The following is a 23,527-nucleotide window of genomic DNA, read 5'->3' on the forward strand; positions in this document are numbered from 1 at the left end:
CGCTCCTTCGAGGCCCCGATCATGAAGACCCTCACCCTGACCCTGACCGGGGTCCTCCTGGCCACCACCTCGCTGGTCGCGCCGACCCTTGTCATGGCGCAGGACCAGGCCCCCGCGCCGGCCGCCACCCAGACGGACGCCCCGACCGAGGAACAGGCCGACGTCGTCGAAGAGATCGTCGTCCTCGGTCGTTTTATTCCCGAGCCGAAACGCGAGTGCTCCGAAGTCGCCGCCATCCTGACTTCGGAAGACCTTGTACGGACCGGTGACTCCAACGCCGCCGCCGCCCTGACCCGCGTCACCGGCCTGTCGGTCGTCGAAGGTCGATTCATCTATGTGCGCGGCCTGGGCGAGCGTTATTCCTCGGCCATGCTGAACGGCTCGCCCCTGCCGAGCCCCGAGCCGCTGCAGCGCGTCGTGCCTCTGGACCTGTTCCCGTCCAACATTCTCGACAGCGTGACCGTCCAGAAAACCTATTCGCCCAACTTCCCCGGCGAGTTCGGCGGCGGTGTGGTCGATCTGCGCACCATCGACGCCCCGAGCGATCCCTTCTTCGACATGAGCGTCTCGATCGGCGGCGACTCTGAAACGACGGGCAAGGAAAGCCTGATCTACTTCGGCTCGCGGACCGACTTCACCGGCTTCGACGACGGCACGCGCGACGTCCCGGGACCGCTGGGCCTGGCCTTCGCCTCCGGCAAACAGGTCAACAGCGCCAACTTCACCGCCAACGAACTCCAGACCATCGGCCAGTCGCTGGTGAACTCGCCGCTGCGCCTGCTTCAGCGCGAAACCAACCCGGTCGACTTCGGCCTCGGCCTCGCCGGCGGAACCTCGGTCGAGACCGGGCTTGGGACGCTCGGCGTGTTCGCCGTCGGCGGCTATGACAACAGCTGGCAGACCCGCACGGGCAAGCAGCAGGAAGGCCAGTTCTCGGGCTCCGTCCTGGTTCCGGTCACCGACTACGATGTCGTATCCAACCAGAACGACGTGCAGCTGAACCTGCTGGCTGGTCTGTCGCTGACGGGTGAGACCAACACCCTGAAGTGGACGAATTTCTACGTCCGCAACACGACCAAGGCGGCGCGCAGCAAGGCCGGTCCGGACTTCGACGCGGGCGGCTCGCTGCTTCGCACCGACTACACGGAATACTTCGTCCGGGATCTGTTCTCGACCCAGCTGGCCGGCGAGCACGACTTCATGGACGGCGCCCTGTCGCTTGACTGGCGCGCGGCCTATGCCCGCACCTCGCGCGACGCGCCCTATGAGACCAAGTTCGAGTACGGCCAGAACGCCGCCGGCGACTGGATCCACAACATCCAGGGCAACCTGATCTCCTTCAGCGAGCTGGAGGACGAGATCGTCTCCGGCGGGGCGGACGTCAGCTATCGCCTGCCTCTGTCGGATCGCCGGGATGCGGTGTTCAGCTTCGGCGTCGCCGCCTTCGACAACACCCGCTCTGCGGAACGTCGCGACCTTCAGTTCGAGGCGGTCAACGGCCTGACGGACTCGCAACGTCTCTCCCGCGTGGATTTCCTGACCAGCGACTTCAACATCAACCCGACAACGCTGCAGATCCGCGAGATCGCCGGCGGCAACGGCGACAACGCCTATGACGCCGACCTGAAGGTCAATGCGGCCTATGTGATGGTGGACGCCGAGATCATCCCGCTGGTGCGCACCACCCTGGGAGTCCGCTACGAGGACGGGTCGCAGAGCGTCACGCCGCGCAACCTGTTCGGCGGCACGACCCTGTTCACCCCGACGGTGATCGAGGAGCAGTATTTCCTGCCGTCGATCACGGCGACCTGGAACTTCGCGGAGGATCAGCAACTGCGTCTCGGTGCCTCCCAGACCATCGGTCGCCCGCAGTTCCGCGAACTGGCGCCCCAGGCCTATACGGACCCCGAGAGCAACCGGACCTTCATCGGCAACCCGTATCTGGTCGATACGGAGATCCTGAACCTGGACGCCCGCTACGAATGGTTTTTCGCCCGCCAGCAGTATGTGACCGCTGGCGTCTTCTACAAGAAGCTCGACAAGCCGGTCGAGGCGACGATCGTCGATGTGGGCAACCAGCGTCAGCAGTCGTTCCTGAACGCGCCCGAGGCGACGATCATGGGCGCCGAGCTTGAAGCCAAGAAGTTCTTCGAGTTCCCCGATAACGGCATGGCTTTCATCGCGTCGAAGCGCTGGCTGGTCCAGGCCAACTACACCTACGCCAAGTCCGAAGTGAATGTGGACGCAGGGGACACCGTGCTGACGCTCGGCGGCGCCGGCGCGCCGGAGCAGGCGTCCTTCTTCATCGAGGACGGCAGCCGTCTGCAGGGCCAGTCGGAGCACGTCGCCAACCTGCAACTGGGCTGGGAGGACGACGCCGCCCGGTCGCAGGCGACGATCATCGTCAACTATGTGTCAGAGCGCACCACGGCGCGCGGCGCGGGCAGCGCGGGCAACCGCGAGCCCGACTATATCCAGGAACCGGGCGTCTTCCTGGACTTCGTCTATCGCAAGGACTTCGATATCGGGTCGCGCGAGCTGGGCTTCGCCCTGGAACTGCGCAACCTGCTGCGCACCGAGTTCGACGAGTATCAGGAACTGGGCAACAAGATCCTGATCAACAACTACGACCTGGGCGCCAGCGCCTCGGTCAGCCTGACGGCGCGCTTCTGATCCGGACCACACGGAAGGGCGGCTCGCCCTTCCGTGTCGGTTTCGCGTCGTTTGATCCGGGTCCGGTTTAATCGTCACAGCAACTTGTCGCCGTCGTCATGGAGCGGTGAGGGCCGTCCACGGACGATCGGTCTAGGACGGCGATCGGGGGCCGCAGGGCCGACGAGTGTTCAGCGTGATCTCTGGTCTTCGCAACATCGCAGTACGGGCGGGGACGCGCGTCGCCCCTGTCGCCGGGCGATTGAACGCGCCGCTCGTGGCGACGGTCGTGCTGTCGCTGCTGCTGGCCGTTCAAGCCGGTCGGCTGGTCTGGCTGTTCGTCGAGCCCGCGCCCGAGGCCCCTCAGGCCGCAGCGCGGCCGATGCCGGAGGCCGATGTCTCCATCTTCCAGAGGTTTGACGCCTTCTTCCGCACTGGCACCCAGAGCAGCCTGGCCGAGGTCACAGGCGCCGACGCCACGCAGATGCGCCTCTACGGCGTCCGCGCCGGCGGGCCGGGCGGCGGCTCGGCCATCATCGGCCTGTCCGACGGCCGTCAGGTCTCGGTCGGGATCGGGGAAGAGGTGAAGCCGGGTCTGGTGCTGCAGTCGGTCGGATCCGATCATGTGCTGCTGGCGCGGGGCGGCTCGGTCAGCCGACTGATCTTCACCGAGGCTCCGCCCGGAACGCCCGCGCCGCCCGCCGCCCCGGCGACCCCGCAGGTCGTGACGCCGCAGGCCAGTGCGCCCGCGACAACCCCGGCCGCCGCGCCACAGGTCGATCCGGCGCGTCTGGTGGCCCAGGCCGGGCTGCGGCCACGCCTCAAGGGGCTGGGGGTGTCAGGCTTCACCGTGACATCGACCGGAGACGGCGGCGCCCTGCGCGCGGCCGGGCTGCGGTCGGGCGACGTGATCCTCGCCGTCAACGGCTCCGAGCTTAACTCTCCGCAGGCCATCGCCGGACTGCGCAATCGTCTGTCCGGCGCGACCAGCGCTGAAATCCGATACGAGCGCGACGGCGCCGTCCAGACCACGACCATCAGGACCGCCCAATGACGCCGATTTCACGCAGACTGACGAGCGCTGCCGTCGTCGCCCTGCTCGTGCTGCAAGGCCCCATGGGCGTCGTGGCCGCACAGGCCCAGGAGGCGCGCCAGACGCTGAATGTGCAGGGCGCCGACATCCGGGCCTTCATCCAGGACGTGGCCCGTTCGACCGGCCGGACTTTTATCGTCGATCCGGCGGTGACCGGCACGGTGACGGTGACCAGCGACCGGCCGCTGAACCGGACCCAGATGTTCGAGGTCTTCCTGTCGACCCTGCGCGCCAACGGTCTGGTCGTGACCCCGACCTCGTCGGGCGCGTATCGCATCAGCCCGGCACAGGGCGCGGCGCAAGGGCCGGCGACGGTCGGAACGGAGCGGTTCACGACCGAGGTGTTCAACCTTAGGAACATCGACGCCGCATCTGCCGCCGAGACCATCCGGCCTCTGGTCGGGGCCCAGGGTCAGGTCCTGGCCAATCCCGGCGCCAACAGCGTCGTGGTGGCCGACTTCGCCGACAACCTGGCCCGGGTGCGCGCCCTGATCGGCCGGATCGATGTGGATCGGTCCTCCTATGATGTCGTACCGCTGGAGAACGCCTCGGCGCGGGAGATCGCTGGCGTGCTGCAATCGGTGACGGCCGGACCGGGCGGGCAGGGCGGTCTGGTGACCATCACCGCCGTGGAGAGCTCCAACGCCGTCATCCTGCGCGGCGACCCGACGGCGGTGGCGAAGCTGCGTTCCCTCGTCGCCGATCTGGATCAACGGGCGCGGTCGAGCGCGGACCTGAAGGTCGTCTTCCTGCAACACGCCGACGCCGAACAACTGCTGCCGGTGCTTCAACAGCTGGTCGGCCAGACGCCGTCCGCCGCCCCGTCCGCGCCCTCGCTGTCGACGCCGCGCCTTTCGTCCGCAGGTGGATCATCGGCGCCGGAAACGTCGACGAACGCCGCCTCGATCGGAGTCTCGACGACCACGGCGACCGGCCAGCGGGCCGCCATCGCCCGTTTCCCCGGCGCCAACGCCCTGGTCATCTCCGGCCCGGCCGACTTGCAGCGCAGCCTCGGCGAAGTGATCCGCCAGCTGGACGTGCGTCGCCAGCAGGTGCTGATCGAGGCCATCGTTGTGGAGCTCAGCGACACCGCCGTGCGCGAACTGGGCGTCCAGTGGCTGGTGGCCGGCGAGCAGGGCGTCGGCCTGACCAACTATTCCGACCGCGCCGCGCCCCTGGTTCCGATCGCGGGCGGGGCGGCCTCGGGCCAGCTGGACAAGGACGATCCGATCCGCGAGCAGCTCCACAATCTGGCGCTGAACACCCTGGTCGGCGCCAACGGTTTCGTCGGCGGCGCGGGCGGCTCGATGGGCGACGGCCTGTTCGGCTTCGTCATCAACGCCGCCAAGTCCGACGAGAACTCCAACCTGCTGCAGACGCCGTCGTTGATGACACTGGACAACCAGGAGGCGACCATCCTGGTCGGACAGGAGGTGCCGATCACCACGGGCAGCACCCTGCTGGACGGCAACACCAATCCCTTCACGACGACCGAACGCAAGGACATCGGCGTCAAGCTGATCGTCCGTCCGCAGATCAACGCCGGGGGCTCCATCACACTGTCCCTGCGGCAGGAGGTGTCGAGCATCAACGGCGTCCTGACCTCCGGCGCCTCGGATCTGGTGCTGAACAAGCGTGAGCTGGAGACCACCCAGGTGGTCGATGACGGCGACATCGCCGTGGCCGGCGGCCTGCTGGACCAGAACGACCGGCTGTCGGTGGACAAGGTGCCCGGTCTTGGCGACCTGCCCGGCGTCGGCGCCCTGTTCCGCTCAAACGCCCGCCAACGGGGGCGGACCAATCTGATGGTCTTCATCCGCCCGACCATCATCCGCAGCGCTGCGGACGCGCAAAACCTGACCGCCGATCGCTGGGGCTATATCCGTGGCGAGCAGGTGCGCACCCAGCCGGGCGTCGAGCCGTCGCTGGACGCCCTGCTGCGCGACTATATGCAGGCCCAGCCGCCTGCCGCCGCCCCCTCGGCCGGGACGCCGCTGGTCATCGCCCCGGTGGAGGCCCAAGCCCTTCCGCCGGCCCACAATGCGGTCTCGCCGGTGTCATGATCACCCTGGTCGCGCCCCGGCTGCCCTATGGCTTCGCCAAACAGCACGGCGTCATCCTGCTTGATGCGGGCGACATCGCTGTGATCGGACTGCGTGAGGGCGCCGATCCGATGGCTCTGGTTGAGACGCGGCGCGCCCTGGGCCGGCCGCTGCAGGTCGAGCGGCTGGATCAGGCCGCCTTCGACCGGCGGTTGTCGGATGTCTACGCCGAGGAGAACCTGGCCGGGGCCGATGCCGACCTCGCCATGCCGGGCGGTCTGGACGGGTTGATCGACGACCTGCCGGAGACGGCCGACCTGCTGGACAGCGCCGACGATGCGCCGGTCATCCGGCTGATCAACGGCGTCATCGCCGAGGCGGTGCGGGCCGGGGCCTCCGACATCCACCTCGAGACCTACGAGACGGCCCTGATCGTGCGGATGCGGGTGGACGGGGTGCTGCGCGAGGCGCTCAGGCTCAATCCGCGCGTGGCTTCGGTGATCGTGTCACGCATCAAGGTCATGGCGCGGCTGGACATCGCCGAGCGTCGCGTGCCGCAGGACGGCCGCATCCCTTTGGCCCTCGGCGGAAAGTCGCTGGACGTGCGCGTCTCGACCCTGCCGTCGCGCGGCGGCGAGCGTGTCGTGCTGCGGATCCTCGACAAGGATCAGGCCGGGCTGACACTGGACCGGCTGGGGATGACGCCGGATGCGCTGGACGCCTTCCGCGCCGCCCTGACCGAGCCCAACGGCATCGTCTTGGTCACCGGGCCCACGGGGTCGGGCAAGACGACCAGCCTCTATGCCGCGCTGAACCTGCTCAACGACCAGACGCGCAATATCCTGACCGTCGAGGATCCGGTCGAGTACGCCATCGACGGCGTCGGCCAGACCCAGGTCAACACCAAGGTCGGCATGACCTTCGCCGCCGGATTGCGCGCCATCCTGCGTCAGGACCCCGACGTCGTGATGGTCGGCGAAATTCGCGATACCGAGACCGCCTCGGTGGCGGTGCAGGCGGCCCTGACCGGGCATCTGGTGCTGTCGACCGTCCACACCAATGACGCGGCCGGATCGTTCACCCGGCTGAAGGTCATGGGGGTCGAGCCCTTCCTGCTGGCTTCGACGGTGCGGCTGGTCGTGGCCCAGAGACTGGTGCGGCGGCTGTGCGAACATTGCCGCACGCCCGAGGTCGCGGACGGCCCGACGGCCCGTCTGGTCGGCTTGAAGAAGGGCGCGCGCATCTGGCGACCGACGGGGTGTTCGCACTGCGGCCAGACCGGTTACGTCGGCCGGGTCGGTCTGTATGAAGTAGCGCGGGTGGACGACAAGCTGCGTCGCCTGATCGCCTCGGGTGCTGCGGAGGACGACCTGATCGCCGCGGCCTTCCCCGACGGCGGCCGTCTGAACGACCGGGCGCGCGTCGCCGTGGCCGAGGGCCTGACCTCGGTCGAGGAAGCGTTGAGGGTCGCCCGGCAGGAGACCTCGACCGCCCAGGAGGTCGCCGCCTGATGGCCGCCTTCGCCTATACCGCCGTGGACGGTCAGGGCCGGATGATCTCCGGCGAGGTTTCGGCACGCGACGAGGCGGAAGCCCATGCGCGTCTGTCCGGCCGGAAGCTGGCGGTCCTCGAACTGGCGGCAGGATCTGCGGCCCCGGTCGTCGAAACGGCGAGAAAGGGTAGGGGAGACCGGCTGAACGGCCGCATCCTGGCCCTGACGACACGACAGCTGGCGGCCTTGATCGCCGTCTCCCCGGTCGAGGAGGCCCTGCGCAATCTGGCGGATCAGGCCGACCGCCCGGCCGTGCGCAACATCCTGGGCGGCGTCCATGCTCGCGTGCTGGAGGGACGACGCCTGTCGGAGGCCATGGCCGACCAGGGGCGGGCGTTTCCGCCACTCTACCGGGCGATGGTGGCGGCGGGCGAGCAGTCCGGGGCCTTGCAGCCCATTCTGGAACGCCTGGCCGACGGCCTGGAGCGCGACCAGCAGGTGCGCGCCAAGGTCGTGACCGCCCTGGTCTATCCGGCGGTTCTGGCCGTGGTGGCCCTGGGCGTCATCACCGCCCTGATGGTCTTCGTGGTGCCCAAGGTGGTCGACCAGTTCGACAGCATGAACCAGACCCTGCCGTTGATCACCCGGGTGGTCATCGGCCTGTCGGACCTGATGCGGAACTGGGGCTGGCTGCTGGCGCTCGTCGCTGCGGCGGCCGTCGGCGCCGGGCTGGTCTTGCGCCGGCGAGAGGACGTGCGGCTGAGGCTCGACCGCTGGATGCTGCGCCTGCCGGTCGTCGGTCGGTTGACCCGCGACCTGCATGCGGCGCGGATGGCGCGGACCCTGTCGACCATGCTGGCCTCCGGCCTGCCGGTGCTGGAGGGTCTGTCGATCACGGCGCGTACCGTGTCGAACCGGCATCTGCGGCAGGCGACACAGACCATGGCCGACGCCGTGCGCGAAGGCGCCGGCCTCTCGGCCGCCATGCGCCGTGCGGGCGTGTTTCCGCCGATCCTCCTGACCATGACCGCCTCGGGCGAGAACGCCGGACGGCTGGAGCCGATGCTGGAAGGCGCGGCCGACTATCTGGAGCGCGAGTTCGCCACCTTCACCGCCACGATGCTGAGCCTGCTGGAGCCGGCGATCATCGTGGTCATGGGCGGAATCGTCGCCCTGATCGTCCTGTCGATCCTGCTGCCGATCCTGCAGATCAACACCCTGGCCCTGAGATGAGTAACCGCATGTCCCGACGCGAAAACACCGACCACGCCCTAGTGGCCGGCGTAGCGCCAGAACTCCGCGCTCAAGTCGCGAGCCGCCGCGCGGCGAGCATAGCGCAACGTAAAGGCTTCACCCTTGTCGAGCTGATGGTGGTGATCGTCATCATCGGCCTGCTGGCGACGATCGTGGCCATCAACGTTCTGCCCAGCCAGGACCGCGCCATGGTCGGCAAGGCCCAGGCCGACATCGCCGTGCTGGAGCAGGCGGTGGAGACCTATCGCCTCGACAACCTGACCTTCCCGACGGACCAGCAGGGGCTGGCGGCGCTGAAGACCCCGCCCGCCGACCTGGCCCAGCCCGCGCGCTACCGTCAGGGCGGCTATATCCGCCGTCTGCCCAAGGATCCCTGGGGGGCGGACTACCAGTATCGACGCCAGAGCGCCCACGGCGGCGCTTTCGACATCTGGTCCTTCGGCGCCGACGGCAAGACGGGGGGCGAGGGCGATGACGCCGATATCGGCAACTGGCAGGGCTGAGGACGCCCGTGATCGCAAACGGCGGACTGGCTTCACCCTCGTCGAGTTGATGGTGACCCTGGTCATCATCGGCCTGGCCGCTGGGGCCGTGCTGCTGACGGCGCCGGACCCGCGCCCGACCGTCGCCGAGGAGGCCGAGCGGTTGGCGGCGCGACTGGTGCGAGGGCGCGAGGAGGCCATGCTGACCAACCGGCCGGTCGTCGTGATGACCGACACCCAAGGCTATCGGTTCGAGACCCTTCAAGGCGACGACTGGACGCCCTTGCCGTCGCCCTTTCGCAGCTGGACTTGGGGCGAGGGCGTCGTCGTTGCGAGCGACGTGCGACGGCTGATGTTCGATCCGACCGGCGGCGCGGAGCCCGGCGACTGGACGCTGACGCGCGACGGCCGCTCTCTCAGTGTGCGCGTCGACGCCGGCGGCGAGGTGACCGTCCGTGGCTGAGGTCGCGCCCCGCGAGGGCTTTTCCCTGCTGGAAATCCTCGTGGCCCTCGCGGTCTTCGCCCTGGCGGCGATGGCGCTGCTGAACCTGTCGGGCGAGAGCGTACGAACGGCGGCAAGGGTGCAGGATCGCACCTTGGGCGGGATCGTGGCTGACAATGTCGCGGCCGAGGCGGCTCTGGGCATGGGAACGGACAGTACGGGGCAGACGGTTCTGGCGGGGCGTCAATGGACTTGGCGGCGCGACATCCAGCCGACCGGCGTCGCCGGGCTGGAACGGATCGAGGTCCGGGTAGCGCCGCAGGAGGACGCTACGGACGAGGCGGCGCGGCGGATCGTCTTCCGAACCACGGGAAGGTCATGACGCGGCGCGGCGGCTTCACCCTCGTCGAGGTGCTGATCGCGGTCGCGATCTTCGCCGTCCTGGCCGCCGCCGGGGTTCTGGTCCTGACCCGGACCCTGGACACCCGCGAGGTCGTGCATGAGCGATCGGAGCGTCTGGCGGAACTGCAGCGCATGCGCGCCCTTCTGCGAGCCGATCTCGCTCAGGCGGCGCCGAGGCGGACGCGGGGGGCGACCGGGCGTCCTGCGCCCCAGCCCCTGATCGGCGCCGCGCAGCCTGGCGATCCGCTGTTGGTGCTGGCCCGCACAGGCGTCGCCAATCCCGATGACGCAGCCCGCCCCTCGATGCAGCGCGTCGAGTACAGGTTGGTCGAGGATCGCTTGGAGCGGCAGGCCTCGACCTATCTGGACGGCGCCCGACCCGGAGCCCGCCAGATCCTGCTGCGCGGCGTGCGCAGCGCCGGGGTGACCTTCGTGTCGCGGGGCGCGGAGGCTCCCGCCTATGCCGCCTCCAGCGATCGGCCGCTGCCCGACGCCGTGCGCCTGCGCCTGACCGTCGATGGCCTCGGCGAGATCGACCAGTTGCTGCTGGTGGCCGGGGCATGAGGTCGCGGCGGTCGCGCGAGGGGATGGCCCTGCTGACCATCCTGCTACTGGTGGCGGCGATGGCCGCCCTGTGCGTGGCCATCCTCGACGATGTCCGCTTCTCGATCCGCCGCACCACCAATGCGGACACCCAGGCCCAGGCCCAGGCCTATGCCGCCGGCGCCGAGGCCCTGGCGGCGCTGGAGATCGGGCGGCTGTCCGCGGCCTCGCCCGACCGCACCCCGCTGCAACCCGCCTGGAACGGACGCAGCCTGTCGTTTCCGTTGGAGGAGGGCGAAATCCGCGCGACCCTAAGAGACGGTCAGGCCTGTATCAACATCAACAGTCTGGTGCTGGGCCAGGGGGAGGACCTGATCGCCCAGCCGACCGGCGTCGCGCAGTTCATCGCCCTCGGCGCCGCCCTGGGTCTGCCGCGCCAGAGAATGTCAGCCGTCGCGGACGCCGCCGTCGACTGGATGGATGTCGACGGCGAGGCGCGGGCCGGGGGCGCTGAGGACGCCCGCTACGCCGGCCGGGCCGAGGGCTATCGCACGGCCGGGGTGATGATGGCCGAGGTCACGGAGCTGCGCGCCGTGCAGGGGGTGGACGCCGCCCTCTATGCCCGGCTACGGCCCTGGCTCTGCGCCCTGCCGACGACGCGACTGTCGCCGCTCAATCCGAACACCCTCACGGTCGATCAGGCGCCCCTGCTGGTCGCCGTCAGTCAGGGGCGTCTGGGCCTCGCGGCCGCCAAGGCGGCGATCGCCGCCCGTCCGCCGGGAGGCTGGACGACGCTGGACGCCTTCTGGGCCCAGCCGGCCCTCGCCGCCGTCCGCCCCGACGAGGAGACGCGCAACCAGCTGTCGCTCGTCACCCGATATTTCGATCTCAACATCTCTGTCGAGATCGCCGGAACCCCCTATCGCCGCACCGCCCTGATCCGTCTCGATCCCGACGGCCGGGCCCGCACCGTCATCCGCCGCTGGACGTCCGAAGAATGATACCCACCCGACTGGTCCTCATCCCGGTCTCGGCCGACCTGCCCGCGCCCGTCGTCATCGTCGGTGCGGACGGGGCCGTGGCCGCGCAATCCGCCCTGACGCTGGACAACGCCGCAGACCTGGCGCCGATGCGGACGCTTGCGATCGCGCCCGGCGCGGACGTCCTGGTGCGCAGGTTGGTCCTGCCCGTGGGGAGCGCCGCCCAGGTCAGGGCTGCGGCCCTGTGGACCCTGCGCGCCGATCTGGCGGCGCCGGCGGACCGGTTGTCGGTGGCTCTAGGCCCGGCGGTCAAGGAGGGCGAACCCCGCACCGTGGCCGTGGTAGCGACGGCCCTAGTGCAGGCCTGGAGCGACTATCTCGCCAGTCTCGGTGTCAGGCCCGAGGCGATCGTGCCCGACAACCTCATCCTGCCGGCCCCGCACGAGACGAACACCGTGTCCCGGCGTGATCTCGGCGCCGATGTGGTCCTGCGTGGGGCGGATCTGGCGGTCACGACCCAGATCGACCTCGCCGACATCATGGTTGAGGGCCGGGCCGTGGATCTTGTCGACGATGTCCGGTGGGCCCGTGCTCTCGCGGCGACCGCGCTTGCGCCGCCGCTGGACCTACGGGCGACGGCCTCCGCGGCCTCCGCGCCCGGTCGCAAGGCCTGGCGTCTGCCGATCGGGCTGGCCGCCGCCCTCTTGGTGTCGCCGCTGCTGCTCGCGATCGGCGGCGGGCTGCGCGATACGGCGCTCGCCCGGGGCGCCAAGGATCGAACCGCGACGATGATCGCGACATCCGCGCCAGAGCTTGCCGAGGCGGAGAACCCAGCAGCAGAGGTGCGTCGTCGGGCCGAGGTCGCCCTTCCTCGCGGCGTGGGCCAGGCCGCCGCCGCCCTCTTCGCGTCCGTTGAAGGTGTGGACGGCGCTGAGATCGATGCCCTGTCGTTCGAACCCGCCCGGGGGCTCAGCGCCACAATCAGCTATCCGGCCTTCCAGGACCTCGACGGCCTGCGCACGGCCATGGCCGCTGCAGGCTACGGCCTGATCGACGAAAGCACGGTGGAGGACAACGGGCGCATCGTCAGCGGCGTCCTCATCGGGAGGGACGGATGAAGCTTGTGGCCCATATCAATGCCTGGCTGGACGGGCGCACGCCGCGCGAGCGGGTCATGCTGATCGTCTGTGCCGGCCTGGCCGCAGCGGTGCTGTGCTGGCTCCTGATCTACCGGCCGTTGCAGGCCTGGCGGGAGACGGCGGCGGATCAGCGCTTCGCGGCTGTCGCCGAGGAGACAGCTGTGGCGTCGGCGCTGAACGGGGCAGGGTCGCCCAGGCCAGCGACGCCGGTCCGGAACATCAACGCCGTCGTCGAGGCGGCCGCCGCCGAGGCCGGGGTGACGCCCAACCTCGCCATGGCCGCCAACGGCGATCTGGGCTTCACTGCGTCCAGCCTGCCCACTGGCGCGGCCTTCGCCTGGCTGGCGGCGATGGAGCGGGAGGGGCTGACGATCACCTCCCTGTCCGTCATCGAGAACGCGGACTCCACGGTCACGGTCGAGGGGGCGGCGAGCGGCGCTGCTCGGTAAGGGTTTTTCCATAGTGCCGGCCTAGATTGGCTCCATCCCGGGGAACAGGAGCCTGAATGTCGTCGCCACGCCCCAGATTCGTCCGCAAGCGCGCCCTTCAGCCGCGGACGGATCTGCTTGCCTTGGCGGCGGTCGTCGCGGTGACGAGCAGCGTGGTGACCCTGTTCGCCCAGGCCATGCACGCGCCCGGATCGAGCCAGGTTCTTCCGGCCGTGATGGCGGGTGTCGTGGCCGGGTCGCTCATTCTGCTGCGCCAATGGAGAAAGTCGATCCAGCTGAGCCGCACCTCTGCGGCCCGCTCGCAGTATCTGCTCAATCACGACCCGGTCACCCAACTGCCGAACCTGAATGGCGTCGTCAGCCTGCTGGAGGAGCAGCGCCGTCGCGCCCTCAGCCTGGGTGAAGACCCGACCTATGGCGCGATCGTTTGCGTCGGCCTGACCCGCCTCCAGGAGATCTACGACAATCTGGGCCACGACTGCGGGGATGCGGTTCTGGCCGAAATCGCGACCCGTCTCCAGGGCGTGTTCGACGAGGTCGATCGGGCCGCCCGCGTGGGGGAAGACGTCTTCGCCATCGTGGTGGGCTCCTTGACCCGGGCCAAGCTGGCCGTCCTAAGCGGCCAGTTGAACCGCTTGATGGACATGCCGGTCGCGACCCCGGCGGGCTCGGTCATCATCGGCAGCGCCGTCGGCGTCAGCTTCCCCGACGCCTCCTGCACCGACCCTCATGAGGCCATCCGGCAGGCCCGGCTGGCTCTCTCTGCCGCGCGGAACGCCAGGGGGACCATCGCCTTCTTCGAGCCGGAGTTCGACCAGTCCAGCAAGCTCCGGCTAGAGCTGACGCGTGAGCTGCGCGCCGCCCTCGTCGATGGGGCCCTGCGCATGGTCTATCAGCCCCAGGTGGACGAGCGGGGCGATCTGGTCGGCGTCGAGGCCCTGATGCGCTGGACCAGTCCGGTTCGGGGCGAGGTGCCGCCGACCGTCTTCATTCCCATCGGCGAGGCGTCCGGTCTGGGCGAGGCTTTGGGTCTATTCGCCCTGGGAGCCGCCTTCCGCGATTCCAAACGCTGGCCGGGCCTGAAGGTGGCGGTCAACGTCTCGCCCGTGCAGTTGAAATCGACCGAGTTCGTCCCGGCCGTGAGGCGGTTGGTCGAACATCATGCGGTCAGGCCTTCGGACTTCGAGCTGGAGATCACCGAGGGCGTGCTTCTGGACGCCGATCCCGTGGTGAGCGCCAGTCTGGACGACCTGCGCGGCCTGGGCTTCTCCATCGCCCTGGACGACTTCGGCACCGGCTATTCCAGCCTCGGCTATCTGAGCCAGTTCGAGGTCGACAAGATCAAGATCGACCGGTCCTTTGTCGTCAATCTGGGTCTGAGGCCCGACGCGACGGCGATCATCAAGGCGATCACCGATCTGGCGGAGGCCCTCGGGGTCAAGGTTCTGGCGGAGGGGGTCGAGAACGGCGCCCAGCTCAAGATCCTGCGCGCCGAAGGCTGCAAGCTGGCCCAAGGCTTCTACGTCGGCGAGCCGGCGACCGCGGAGGGCATCGACGACGCGATGGCGGCCCCGTCTGCCTCCGGTTCGTTGAAAGCTGCGGCCTGACAGGGCTCGAATCGAAACCGCCCCGAACCTTGCGATCCGGGGCGGCTTGATGGGCGGGAGATGGATCAGGCGGCTTCGCCGAACTGGTTCATCGTGTTGTGAACCCCGCCAGCCTTGAGGGCGGCCTCGCCGGCGAAGTACTCCTTGTGGTCATCGCCGATGTCCGAGCCGGACATGTTCTGATGCTTCACGCAGGCGATGCCCTCGCGGATCTCCTTGCGCTGCACGCCCGCGACATAGCCCAGCATCCCCGCCTCGCCGAAGTACTCCTTCGCCAGATTGTCCGTGGACAGGGCGGCCGTGTGATAGGTCGGCAGGGTGATCAGGTGGTGGAAGATGCCCGCCCGTTTCGCCCCGTCCGCCTGGAAGGTGCGGATGCGTTCGTCGGCGGCGACGGCGAGGTCGGTGGCGTCATATTCCGCGCTCATCAGCCGGGCCCGGTCATAGGCCGAGACGTCCTTGCCCTCGGCGGCCCAGGCGTCGAACACCTGCTGGCGGAAGTTCAGGGTCCAGTTGAAGGACGGAGAGTTGTTGTAGACCAGCTTGGCGTCGGGGATGACGGCGCGGATGCGATCCATCATGCCCGCGATCTGCTCGACGTGGGGCTTCTCGGTCTCGATCCACAACAGGTCGGCGCCGTTCTGCAGGCTGGTGATGCTGTCCAGGACGCAGCGGTCCTCGCCCGTGCCCGCCCGGAACTGGAACAGGTTGGACGGCAGGCGCTTGGGCCGCAGCAGCTTGCCGTCGCGGTTCAAGATGACGTCGCCGTTCTTCAGATCGGCCGGCGCGATCTCCTCGCAGTCCAGGAAGCTGTTGTATTGATCGCCCAGGTCGCCGGGTTCGTTGGAAACGGCGATCTGCTTGGTCAGGCCGGCGCCCAGGCTGTCGGTGCGGGTGACGATGATCCCGTCCTCGACGCCCAGCTCCAGGAAGGCGTAGCGACAGGCGCGGACCTTGGCCAGGAAGTCCTCGTGCGGGACCGTGACCTTGCCGTCCTGGTGGCCGCACTGCTTCTCGTCCGACACCTGGTTCTCGATCTGCAGGGCGCAGGTCCCGGCCTCGATCATCTTCTTGGCCAGGAGATAGGTCGCCTCGGCGTTGCCGAAGCCGGCGTCGATGTCGGCGATGATCGGAACGACGTGGGTCTGATAGGTGTCGACGGCGTCCTGGATCTGGCGCGCCTTGACCTCGTCGCCGGCCTCGACGGCGGCGTCCAGATCGCGGAACATCATGCCCAGCTCACGCGCGTCGGCCTGGCGCAGGAAGGTGTAGAGCTCCTCGATCAGGGCCGGCACCGAGGTCTTCTCGTGCATGGACTGGTCGGGCAGGGGGCCGAACTCCGAGCGCAGGGCGGCGATCATCCAGCCGGACAGATACAGGTACTTTCGCTTGGTCGTGCCGAAGTGCTTCTTGATCGAGATCATCTTCTGCTGGCCGATGAAGCCGTGCCAGCAGCCCAGCGACTGGGTGTATTGCGACGGATCGGCGTCATAGGCGGCCATGTCGCGACGCATGATGGCGGCGTTGTAGCGGGCGATGTCCAGACCGGTCTGGAAGCGGTTCTGGAGGCGCATCCGGGCCACGGCCTCGGGGCTGATGCCGCTCCAGGTTCCGGACTTGGAGGCGATCAGCGAGCCGACCTGGGTAATATGGTCTTGATACGACATGGCGGGCGTCCTTCGGCGAAGTCGAGAGAACGGCCGGATACGACGCTATTTCCCGGTGGTCATCGGTCTGCGCGGTGAAGGCGTCAAACACTACAAACATTCTTTGTAATGATGTAATGTCTTGACAGCACAGCGAGCCGCCATGTCCACGCCCCGTCGTCTCTATGTCGGTCCCAGCCTGCGTCGCATCCGGCGCGACCTCGGCCTGACCCAGGCTGACATGGCCTCCGACCTCGAGGTCTCGGCTTCCTACATCGCTCTTCTGGAGCGCAATCACCGGCCGCTGAGCGCCGAGATGCTGTTGCGTCTGGCCCAGACCTACAAGCTGGACATGGCGACCTTGGCCGGAGAGGCGACCAGCGACATCGCCGCCCGAATACAGTCGGTGCTGAAGGATCCGATGTTCGCCGACATCGACCTGCCGCCGCTTGAGAACGCCGACCTGACAACCAACTTTCCCGGCGTGACCGAGGCCCTGCTGCGGCTCTATTCGGCCTATCAGCAGGAGCATCTGGCTCTGGCCGACCGGACGGCAGAGGCGCGGTCGGGACAGGCGGACGACGCATCGGATCCAGTGGCTGAGTCGCGCCGGTTCCTGGCGGCACGACGCAATTGCTTCCCGGCCCTGGACGAGGCGGCCGAGGCGATCTCCCGAACGGTGGCGGACCTCGGCGGTCTGGCGGCTTGGCTGAAGGACCGCCACGGCCTGAGAACCCGACGCATGCCGTCAGACGTCATGGTCGGATCGCTGCGCCGCTATGACCTGCACCGGCGAGAGGTCCTGCTGGACGATGCGCTCGACGCCGCCGGCCAGCAGTTCCAGCTGGCGTCACAGATCGCCTATCTGGATCTTGGCGCCCAGATCGACGCGGCGCTGGGCGAGGCGGTGTTCGCCACCGAGGACGGGCGGCGGTTGGCCCGCCGGGCGCTGGCGGCCTATGCGGCGGCGGCTATCGTCATGCCCTACGCGGCCTTCGCACGGGCGGCCGAGACGCGACGCTACGACATCGAAAGTCTGGCGCGGCAGTTCGGGACCAGTTTCGAACAGACGGCCCACCGCCTGACCACCCTCCAAAAGCCGGGGCAGGAGAGGGTGCCCTTCTTCTTCCTGCGCGTCGATCCGGCCGGGAATGTCTCAAAGCGTCTGGACGGGGCGGGCTTCTCCTTCGCCCGGCACGGGGGCGGCTGTCCCCTGTGGTCGGTGCACACCGCCTTCCGCATGCCGCGCGAGATCGTGCCGCAATGGCTGGAACTGCCCGATGGCCAGCGGTTCTTCTCCATCGCCCGCTCGGTCACGGCCGGGGGAGGGGGATATGGCGCCCAGCGGATCGACCGGGCTGTGGCCCTGGTCTGTGCGGCCGAGCATGCGGACAAGTTGATCTACACCCGGGATTTCCCGGAGATGGCCACGCCCATCGGGGTCGCCTGTCGCCTGTGCCACCGCGCCGAATGCACGGCGCGGTCGGCGCCGCCGATCGGTCGTCCGATCCTGACCGACGACATCCGCCGCCCGACCGCCCCCTTCGCTTTCGCGGACGGTTAGGCGGCCTTGCGCCGGCGACAGTGGTCGGCGAAGCCTGTCACGAAGTCGGCCAGGCGTTTGCGGATCGTCTCGTCCGCGACGCGACCGTCTCCATCGAACACCGAACCTGCACGCGCCACCATCAGCCGCCCCTCGAACCAGGGGTCGGTCCCCAGGGTGCGCAGAACCGGCCACCAGGCGTTCTGGCTGAGGATCGTGCCGAATCCGCCGGGCGAGGCGCCCAGCACCGCCACGGGCAGACCGCCGAACACGCGGCCGATGTCGTCTGACGGCCGGCTGAGCCAGTCGATCGCGTTCTTGAACACGCCCGGGATGGAGTTGTTGTACTCGGGCGTGAACAGCATCAGGCCGTCGCTGTCGGCGATGAGATCCTTCAGCACCGTCACGGCGTCCGGCAAGCCGTGGTCCCGCTCCAGATCGCCGTCATAGAGGGGAATGTCCCGGATCGATCCGGCCACCAGCTCGACCCCGGCCGGCGCCAGCGACTGGGCCTCGCGCAACAGGGCCGCGTTGAAGGAGCCGGCCCGGAGGCTTCCCGAAAGTCCGATCAATCGCACGTCATGTCCCATCCGTTTTAAGGCGAGCCTAGATCAGGCCCTGCCGTCTGGCGACCTTTCAAAGCCTGTAACGGCGTCCGGACAGGCCTGCCCATCGCGGTCGATCGGTGCTAGACACCGGTATCATTTTGCGCGCGACGGTCTGCATTCGGCCCCGCGCCCATCGTCTGTCGAGAGGAAACACCATGAAAATCGCGCTGATCATCGAGAACAGCCAGGCCGCCAAGAGCAGCGTCATCCACGACGCCCTGACCGCCGTCACCGAGCCTCTGGGTCACGAGGTCTTCCACTACGGCATGTATGCGCCCGAGGACAAAGCCTCGTTGACCTACGTCATGAACGGCCTTCTGACCGGCATCCTGCTGAACTCGGGCGCCGCCGACTTCGTCGTCACCGGCTGCGGCACGGGCATGGGCTCCATGCTGGCCGCCAACTCGATGCCGGGCGTCTTCTGCGGCCTGGTCATCGACCCGACCGACGCCTTCCTGTTCGGCCAGATCAACGACGGCAACGCCATCTCCATGCCCTACGCCAAGGGCTTCGGCTGGGCCGCCGAGCTGAACCTGCAGGACGTCTATCGCAAGCTGTTCGAGGGCGAGCGCGGTCTGGGCTATCCCAAGGAGCGCGCCGAGATCATGGCCAAGAACCGCGGCATCCTGAGGTCGCTGAAGGCCGTGACCTGCCACGACATGCTGACGGTGCTGAAGACCGTCGATCAGGACCTGCTGAAGGCCGCGGTCGCCGGCGAGAAGTTCCAGGAATACTTCTTCGCCAACGCTACGGACGCGGGCATCCGCGACTACATCAAAGGCGTCGTCGCCACCGCCCCGGTCCTCGAACCGGCCTGAGCCTGCAACCTGTCCGGACGGGGCCATGCGCTCCGTCCGGAGATGGCGGAAGAGGTGGGATTCGAACCCACGGACGGCTTGCACCGTCGCCGGTTTTCAAGACCGGTGCCTTAAACCGCTCGGCCACTCTTCCTGGACGTCTCGAACGGGAAGGGGTGCATAGCAGGGTCACCCCCGATTAACCAAAACGGAAATTCCTTCGGTCATCCTGTTTGATCAGGAGGGTCCGATGAACGGCCTTGTTCGCATCATCAAGGTCTCGGCCATCGGGGCCGCCGGCCTGCTCATGGCGGCGTGCGGCAGTCTGGGATTCGCCGGGGGAGGCGGGCCGCCTGCTGCTCCGGTGGTGCGTGACCCGGCGCCCATCGTCTCCGGCACGATGAGGCCGTATCAGGTGCGCGGCCGCTGGTACCGGCCCAGCGAACAGCCCGACTATGACGAGACCGGGATGGCGTCCTGGTACGGCGACGCCTTCAACGGCAAGCCGACGGCCACCGGCGAGCGCTTCGACATGCATGGGCTGAGCGCCGCCCACAAGACCCTGCCGCTTCCGGGTCTGGTGGAGGTCACCAACCTGGCCAACGGACGCACGGCGGTGCTGCGGGTCAACGACCGCGGGCCGTTCGTGGATGACCGTATCATCGATCTGTCGCGCGGCGCGGCCGAGGAACTGGGCATGATCCAGCAGGGCGTGGGCCGCGTTCGTGTGCGTTATCTCGGTCCGGCGCCGCGCGGGGGCGGGGTGGGGGATCTGCGCTACGCCCGCCGCGAAGCTCCAGCGCCGCGCCCTGCGCCCGCCCCCACGGAACGTCCGGCGTCGTACTGGGTGCAGGCGGGCGCCTATTCCGACCGCACCGCCGCCCAGATCGCCGCCGAATCGCTGGGCGAGCGCACCCGGGTCGAGACGGCCCGTGTCGACGGCCGAGACCTCTATCGCGTCATGATCGGCCCCTGGAGCGACGCCAATAGCGCCGAACGGGCCCGCCAGGGGGCGATGGCGCGTGGCGTGCGCGACGCCCTGTTGATATCGGGACGCTGATCGCCACAGATCGTCTGCATGGGCTTGCCTTGCGCTGTCGCCCCGCCATTGTGCCCCGGACATGAGCGGCAGATTCATTACATTCGAGGGGGGCGAGGGCTCCGGCAAATCGACCCAGGTCGGCCGTCTGGTCGAGCGCCTGACCGCGCGCGGACTGGACGTCGTGCGCACCCGCGAACCCGGCGGCTCCGCCGGCGCCGAGGATATTCGCGCCCTGGCCCTTAACGGGGCGGCGGAGCGCTGGTCGCCCATGACCGAGACCCTGCTCATGTACGCGGCGCGGTCGGATCATCTGGAGCGCACGATCCGCCCGGCGCTGGCGCGCGGAGCCTTTGTGATCTGCGACCGCTTCTCCGATTCCAGCCGCGCCTATCAGGGCGCCGGCGGGGGCGTGGACGCGGGCTTCATCGAGGCGATGGACGCGGCGGTGGTGGGCGAGACCAAGCCGGACCTGACCCTGATCTTCGATCTGCCGGTCGAGATCGGGCTGGAGCGGGCCCTGGCGCGCGGCGGCGCAGACCTCAGGTTCGAATCCAAGGGACTGGCGTTCCATCAGCGCCTGCGCGAGGGCTTCCGACGCGTCGCTACCGAGTATCCGGAGCGGTGTCGCATCATTGACGCCAGCGGCGATCCGGACGCCGTCTTCGCCCGGGTCTGGGCGGCGGTCGAGCCCGTCCTGCCGTGACCGAGGTGCATCCGCGCGATCGGTTCGATCTGCAGCCGTCATCGGCGGCCGAGGCGGCGTTCGAGGATGCGCGCGGTCGTGACCGGCTTCACCATGCCTGGCTGCTGACCGGCCCCGAGGGGCTGGGCAAGGCGACCTTCGCCTACCGCGCCGCCCGGCGACTGCTGGGCGCGGCGCCCGATCCTTCGCGCGGGCCGCTGGGCGCACGGCCAGACGATCCGGTTTCGCGCCTGATTTCGGCCCAGTCGCACCCTGACCTGCTGGTGCTGGAGCGGCTGGTCGAGAACGGCAAGGTCAAGAAATCGATCTCGGTCGATCAGGCCCGCGACCTGCCGGAATTCTTCTCCAAGAGCCCGTCACAGGCCAGGGCGCGTGTCGCCATTATCGACGCCGCCGACGATCTGAATATAAACGCTGCCAATGCCTTGCTCAAGATTCTTGAGGAGCCGCCGGAGCATGGCGTGCTCTTAATGGTCACCCATTCGCCCGGGCGCCTGCTGGCCACCATCCGGTCGCGCTGCCGCAGGCTGTCTTTCCAGCCCTGGAGCGAGGCGGCGATCCGCGACCTGCTGGTCCGCCATGGCGAGGTCGAGCCCGACGACGCCGACCGGATCGCGGCGATGGCGGGCGGGTCGCCCGGCGCGGCTCTCGGGCTGGCCTCGGCGGCGACGATGGAGGCCGACGCCCTGGCGCATCGCTGGGTGTCCGGCGACGCTCTGGACCGGGCCGAAGCCCTGTCGGTCGCCGACGGGTTCAGGGGCGCCGAGGGGCCGGCGAAATTCGAGCGGATCATGGACCGGCTGATTGCGGCGGTGAAGGCGCGCGCCCTTTCAGCCTCGACGGCCGAGGGGCAGGCCTGGGCCGATCTGTGGTCCCAGCTCAGCGAGATTCCCGAGCGCACCGCCGGTCTAAATCTGGATCGCGCAGACGCACTTGCCGGCGCCCTGACGGCGCTGGAGCGTACGCGGGCCGTGGCGGCGGGGAGGACGCGCTGATGCTGATCGACAGCCATGTGAACCTGCACGCGCCCCAGTTTGACGAGGATCGCGAGGAGGTCATCGCCCGCGCCCGCGCCGCCGGGGTCGGCCTGATGATCGAGATTTCCGACCGGCTCGCGACCTTCGAGGCCACCCACGGCTTGGCCATGGCCCATCCCGAAATCTGGTGCACCGTCGGCGTCCATCCGCACGAGGCGCGCCACTATGAGGATCTGACGGACGATCGGCTGGTCGAGCTGTCGGCCCGACCGCGCGTGGTCGGGATCGGCGAGTGCGGCCTGGACTTCCACTACGACTTCAGCCCGCGCGACATCCAGGCCGAGGTGTTTCGCCGCCACGTCTCGGCCGCCCGCCTCACCGGTCTGCCTCTGGTGATCCATACCCGGGAAGCCGACGCCGAGATGGCCGCCATCCTGCGCGAGGAACAGGGCAGGGGGCCGTTCAAATTCCTGATGCACTGCTACACCAGTGGAATGGAACTGGCTGAAACGGCTATGGAACTCGGTGGCTGGTTCTCGGTCTCCGGCATCGCCAGCTTCAAGGCGGCCGAGGACGTCAGGCAGGTCATCCGCGCCATGCCCGCCGACCGCATCATCGTCGAGACCGACTGTCCCTATCTGGCACCGACGCCGTATCGAGGCCGTCGCAACGAGCCCGCCTATGTCGGGCGGGTGCTGGAGACCCTGGCCGAGGTCAGGGGGTGGTCTATGGAGGAGGCGGACCGGCGAACGACCGACGCCTTCTTCGACCTGTTCCACGCCGTGCCCCGACCGGATGCTGCGTCGTGAGCGGCGAGATCGAGATCACCATTCTGGGCTCCGGCTCCTCGGGCGGGGTGCCGCGCGGCGACGGCGACTGGGGCGCCTGCGATCCCGCTGAGCCGAGAAACCGGCGGACCCGTTGCTCTGCCCTGGCGCGTCGGCGCGGCCCGGACGGCGTGACAAACGTGCTGATCGACACCTCGCCGGACCTGCGAGAACAGGCCCTGGCCAATGGCGTCACGGCCGTGGACGCCGTCCTCTACACCCATGATCACGCCGACCAGACCCACGGGATCGACGATCTGCGCGTCTTCGTCATGCGCCGACGCAGGCGCATCGCGGCGTGGATGGATCATCCGACAGAGGCGGCGCTGCGGCGTCGTTTCGACTACATCTTCGACAGCAAGGAAGGCTATCCAGCCTTGCTTGAGGCGCATCGCATTCCAGCTCACGGCGAACACTGGTCCGTGAGTGGTCCCGGCGGCGACGTGCCGGTCGTGACCTTTGATCAGGCCCACGGACCGATCCGGTCGGTCGGGTACCGACTGGGGCCTATTTCATACTCCAGCGACGTGTCGGATCTGGACGACGCCGCGCTGGAGGCGGTTCGCGGCAGCAGGCTCTGGATCGTGGATGCGTTGCGCTGGACGCCGCACCCGACGCACGCCCATGTCGACAAGGCCCTGGACTGGATCGAACGCGCCGACGTCGAGCGCGCGGTGCTGACGAACCTGCATATCGATCTGGATTACAAGACCTTGTGCGCGGCTGTTCCTGCGAACGTCGAGGTGGCTTACGACGGCTGGAGCGCGACCGTGGCGCTGTAGACGCACTTCAGACCGCCCTCTGCAG

22 protein-coding genes and 1 tRNA gene are annotated in these 23,527 nt (G+C 68.6%); 20 read left to right on the forward strand and 3 right to left on the reverse strand.

The window, feature by feature from the left end:
* The 13 genes from ACT6QK_RS02165 to ACT6QK_RS02225 form a co-directional block, all read left to right on the forward strand.
* The coding region (locus ACT6QK_RS02165; RefSeq protein ID WP_444596186.1) for a TonB-dependent receptor domain-containing protein at positions 1 to 2,673 on the forward strand (2,673 nt) is incomplete at its 5' end.
* A gap of 175 nt (positions 2,674 to 2,848) precedes the next feature.
* Complete coding sequence (locus tag ACT6QK_RS02170; RefSeq protein WP_444596187.1) at positions 2,849 to 3,706, forward strand: type II secretion system protein N; 858 nt, start codon at positions 2,849 to 2,851, stop codon at positions 3,704 to 3,706.
* Entirely contained in the window at positions 3,703 to 5,808 is a 2,106-nt protein-coding gene (gene gspD / locus ACT6QK_RS02175; RefSeq protein WP_444596188.1) for a type II secretion system secretin GspD, read from the forward strand. The genes ACT6QK_RS02170 and gspD overlap by 4 nt, the downstream gene beginning before the upstream one ends.
* Positions 5,805 to 7,298, forward strand: a complete 1,494-nt coding sequence (gene gspE, locus ACT6QK_RS02180) for a type II secretion system ATPase GspE (protein WP_444596189.1) — start codon at positions 5,805 to 5,807, stop codon at positions 7,296 to 7,298. Before gspD ends, gspE begins: the two co-directional genes overlap by 4 nt.
* Entirely contained in the window at positions 7,298 to 8,512 is a 1,215-nt protein-coding gene (gene gspF / locus ACT6QK_RS02185) for a type II secretion system inner membrane protein GspF (protein ID WP_444596190.1), read from the forward strand. Before gspE ends, gspF begins: the two co-directional genes overlap by 1 nt.
* Before the next feature lie 8 nt (positions 8,513 to 8,520).
* Positions 8,521 to 9,036, forward strand: a complete 516-nt coding sequence (gspG, locus tag ACT6QK_RS02190) for a type II secretion system major pseudopilin GspG (RefSeq protein ID WP_444596191.1) — start codon at positions 8,521 to 8,523, stop codon at positions 9,034 to 9,036.
* Complete coding sequence (locus tag ACT6QK_RS02195; protein ID WP_444596192.1) at positions 9,005 to 9,478, forward strand: GspH/FimT family pseudopilin; 474 nt, start codon at positions 9,005 to 9,007, stop codon at positions 9,476 to 9,478. Before gspG ends, ACT6QK_RS02195 begins: the two co-directional genes overlap by 32 nt.
* The gene (gspI, locus tag ACT6QK_RS02200; RefSeq protein ID WP_444596193.1) at positions 9,471 to 9,839 is read left to right on the forward strand and encodes a type II secretion system minor pseudopilin GspI; all 369 of its coding nucleotides are present in this window, start codon (positions 9,471 to 9,473) and stop codon (positions 9,837 to 9,839) included. The genes ACT6QK_RS02195 and gspI overlap by 8 nt, the downstream gene beginning before the upstream one ends.
* Positions 9,836 to 10,423 carry a type II secretion system minor pseudopilin GspJ gene (gene gspJ / locus ACT6QK_RS02205; RefSeq protein WP_444596194.1) on the forward strand — a complete coding sequence of 196 codons (588 nt, stop codon included), beginning with the start codon at positions 9,836 to 9,838 and terminating at the stop codon, positions 10,421 to 10,423. Before gspI ends, gspJ begins: the two co-directional genes overlap by 4 nt.
* A 23-nt stretch (positions 10,424 to 10,446) precedes the next feature.
* Entirely contained in the window at positions 10,447 to 11,403 is a 957-nt protein-coding gene (gene gspK / locus ACT6QK_RS02210; protein WP_444596195.1) for a type II secretion system minor pseudopilin GspK, read from the forward strand.
* A complete protein-coding gene (gene gspL / locus ACT6QK_RS02215) occupies positions 11,400 to 12,500 on the forward strand; it encodes a type II secretion system protein GspL (protein WP_444596196.1) in 1,101 nt (366 codons plus the stop codon). The genes gspK and gspL overlap by 4 nt, the downstream gene beginning before the upstream one ends.
* Positions 12,497 to 12,970: a type II secretion system protein GspM gene (gene gspM, locus ACT6QK_RS02220; RefSeq protein WP_444596197.1), complete on the forward strand. Its 474-nt coding sequence runs from the start codon at positions 12,497 to 12,499 to the stop codon at positions 12,968 to 12,970. The genes gspL and gspM overlap by 4 nt, the downstream gene beginning before the upstream one ends.
* A 122-nt stretch (positions 12,971 to 13,092) precedes the next feature.
* A complete protein-coding gene (locus ACT6QK_RS02225; RefSeq protein WP_444596198.1) occupies positions 13,093 to 14,577 on the forward strand; it encodes a putative bifunctional diguanylate cyclase/phosphodiesterase in 1,485 nt (494 codons plus the stop codon).
* Positions 14,578 to 14,642: 65 nt separating this feature from the next.
* Here the strand turns inward: ACT6QK_RS02225 and ACT6QK_RS02230 are convergent, their stop codons facing one another.
* Positions 14,643 to 16,244, reverse strand: coding sequence for an isocitrate lyase (locus tag ACT6QK_RS02230; RefSeq protein ID WP_444596199.1), 1,602 nt, complete (start codon positions 16,242 to 16,244; stop codon positions 14,643 to 14,645).
* A 142-nt stretch (positions 16,245 to 16,386) separates the two neighbouring features.
* Here ACT6QK_RS02230 and ACT6QK_RS02235 point away from each other — a divergent pair, with 142 nt between their 5' ends.
* A complete protein-coding gene (locus ACT6QK_RS02235; protein WP_444596200.1) occupies positions 16,387 to 17,787 on the forward strand; it encodes a helix-turn-helix domain-containing protein in 1,401 nt (466 codons plus the stop codon).
* Here the strand turns inward: ACT6QK_RS02235 and ACT6QK_RS02240 are convergent.
* Complete coding sequence (locus ACT6QK_RS02240; RefSeq protein ID WP_444596201.1) at positions 17,784 to 18,344, reverse strand: NADPH-dependent FMN reductase; 561 nt, start codon at positions 18,342 to 18,344, stop codon at positions 17,784 to 17,786. The genes ACT6QK_RS02235 and ACT6QK_RS02240 overlap by 4 nt on opposite strands.
* Before the next feature lie 185 nt (positions 18,345 to 18,529).
* Between ACT6QK_RS02240 and ACT6QK_RS02245 the strand changes: the two genes are divergently transcribed.
* Positions 18,530 to 19,192 (forward strand): RpiB/LacA/LacB family sugar-phosphate isomerase, encoded by a 663-nt coding sequence (locus tag ACT6QK_RS02245; RefSeq protein ID WP_444596202.1) that lies wholly within the window; start codon positions 18,530 to 18,532, stop codon positions 19,190 to 19,192.
* Positions 19,193 to 19,235: 43 nt separating this feature from the next.
* Here ACT6QK_RS02245 and ACT6QK_RS02250 read toward each other — a convergent pair.
* Positions 19,236 to 19,325, reverse strand: a tRNA-Ser gene (locus tag ACT6QK_RS02250).
* Between the two features lie 96 nt (positions 19,326 to 19,421).
* Here ACT6QK_RS02250 and ACT6QK_RS02255 point away from each other — a divergent pair.
* The 5 genes from ACT6QK_RS02255 (at position 19,422) to ACT6QK_RS02275 (ending at position 23,502) form a co-directional block, all read left to right on the forward strand.
* Positions 19,422 to 20,231 (forward strand): septal ring lytic transglycosylase RlpA family protein, encoded by an 810-nt coding sequence (locus tag ACT6QK_RS02255; protein ID WP_444596203.1) that lies wholly within the window; start codon positions 19,422 to 19,424, stop codon positions 20,229 to 20,231.
* A 61-nt stretch (positions 20,232 to 20,292) separates the two neighbouring features.
* Positions 20,293 to 20,916 (forward strand): dTMP kinase, encoded by a 624-nt coding sequence (tmk, locus tag ACT6QK_RS02260; protein WP_444596204.1) that lies wholly within the window; start codon positions 20,293 to 20,295, stop codon positions 20,914 to 20,916.
* Entirely contained in the window at positions 20,913 to 21,911 is a 999-nt protein-coding gene (locus ACT6QK_RS02265; protein WP_444596205.1) for a DNA polymerase III subunit delta', read from the forward strand. The genes tmk and ACT6QK_RS02265 overlap by 4 nt, the downstream gene beginning before the upstream one ends.
* Positions 21,911 to 22,702 (forward strand): TatD family hydrolase, encoded by a 792-nt coding sequence (locus ACT6QK_RS02270; protein WP_444596206.1) that lies wholly within the window; start codon positions 21,911 to 21,913, stop codon positions 22,700 to 22,702. The genes ACT6QK_RS02265 and ACT6QK_RS02270 overlap by 1 nt, the downstream gene beginning before the upstream one ends.
* On the forward strand, positions 22,699 to 23,502 hold the full coding sequence (locus ACT6QK_RS02275; protein ID WP_444596207.1) for an MBL fold metallo-hydrolase: 804 nt from the start codon (positions 22,699 to 22,701) through the stop codon (positions 23,500 to 23,502). The genes ACT6QK_RS02270 and ACT6QK_RS02275 overlap by 4 nt, the downstream gene beginning before the upstream one ends.
* Positions 23,503 to 23,527 lie beyond the last annotated feature (25 nt).

Origin of the sequence: Brevundimonas sp. (genome assembly GCF_052436175.1) — a bacterium.
Taxonomy (GTDB): Bacteria; Pseudomonadota; Alphaproteobacteria; order Caulobacterales; family Caulobacteraceae; genus Brevundimonas.